Origin of the sequence: Kocuria dechangensis, assembly GCF_014636775.1 — a bacterium.
Lineage (GTDB): Bacteria > Actinomycetota > Actinomycetes > Actinomycetales > Micrococcaceae > Kocuria > Kocuria dechangensis.
Genome location: NZ_BMEQ01000086.1, coordinates 1 through 596 on the forward strand (window position 1 = coordinate 1; position 596 = coordinate 596).

The 596-nt window shown below is 70.5% G+C and carries 1 protein-coding gene; it reads left to right on the plus strand.

Annotated elements, in window-relative coordinates; translation table 11 throughout:
- Positions 1 to 596: IS630 family transposase (locus IEW07_RS20760; RefSeq protein ID WP_229742035.1), on the plus strand; the 596-nt coding region annotated here is incomplete at both ends.

Consider the following 596-nt stretch of genomic DNA (forward strand, 5'->3'; position numbering starts at 1 on the left):
CCTGCGGCCCCGTTGCTGTTGCGCCACGGCGACCGGGAGAAGCTGCAGAGCCTCGTGCGTTCGACCGCGGTGCGGGCTGGGCTGGCCCAGCGGGCGCGGATCGTGCTGCTGGCCGCCGAGGGCATCTCCAACACCGCGATCGCTGAGAAGGTCGGGGTCACCCGCAATACGGTGATCGCCTGGCGGGCCCGCTACTCCGAGGCCGGGATCGAGGGTTTGGCCGATGCCGACCGGTCCGGCCGGCCCCGGCAGATCGACCATCGGGCGATCGTGGCCGCCACACTCCGGCCGCCGCCGAAGAAGCTGGGGGTCACCCACTGGTCCTCACGCCTGTTGGCGGGGCGGTTGGGGCTTGATCACACCACGGTGGCCAAGGCCTGGCGGGAGTACGGGGTGCACCCGTGGCGAGCCGGGACCTTCAAGTTCTCCACCGATCCGGAACTGGTCGCGAAGGTCGTCGACGTTGTGGGCCTCTACCTGGCCCCGCCGGACAACGCGGTGGTGCTGTGTGTGGATGAGAAGTCCCAGATCCAAGCCCTCGAACGCACCGCACCGTCTCTGCCGATGCAACCGGGGAAGCCCGCGGGCCACCCACG